This is a genomic window from Aphanothece microscopica RSMan92 (assembly GCF_046613545.2).
Classification (GTDB): domain Bacteria; phylum Cyanobacteriota; class Cyanobacteriia; order PCC-6307; family Cyanobiaceae; genus NIES-981.
The window spans coordinates 1-464 of record NZ_JBKKKY020000520.1 but is presented as its reverse complement, the minus strand read 5'-3'; the positions used below and the strand labels follow the sequence as shown (position 1 = coordinate 464).

At 63.8% G+C, this 464-nt stretch carries 1 protein-coding gene; it reads left to right on the top strand.

Going from position 1 to position 464, the window contains the following annotated elements:
- Positions 1-160: 160 nt before the first annotated feature.
- Positions 161-464 (top strand): DUF1465 family protein (locus ACLD7X_RS18850; RefSeq protein ID WP_411425210.1); only part of this gene is annotated, 304 nt, incomplete at its 3' end.

The following is a 464-nucleotide window of genomic DNA, read 5'->3' as shown; positions in this document are numbered from 1 at the left end:
CGCGCACCTCGCGCGGCTTTTTTTGACTGGCGCTGGCATCAGTCTTGCTCCGGGAAGGCCGTGCGGAACGGGGCACGTCATTGACCATGGCCGAAACCATGGTCATTATCGGCTTGACCGTCCGCTCGATCGCAAGAATGAGCTCAAGGATTCCGCCACCATGTCTTCAGCCGAAACATCGTCCATCACGGTCGACTTCCTGTCGCGCTTCACCGCGTCCGAACAGTTCGACAAAGTCTTCCGAGAGGGGATGGGCCTCGTCGAGGAAACCGCGAACTATCTCGACGGGCCGGGCCGGCAGGATGCGCGCCTGCTCGACCGGCATGGCGCGGTGGCCTACGCGACGGAGAGCATGCGCCTCACCACGCGGCTGATGCAGCTCGCCTCCTGGCTGCTCCTGCAGCGCGCCGTCGGCGCTGGCGAGATGAAGCAGGACGATGTGCTGAAGGAGAGGCACCGCATCA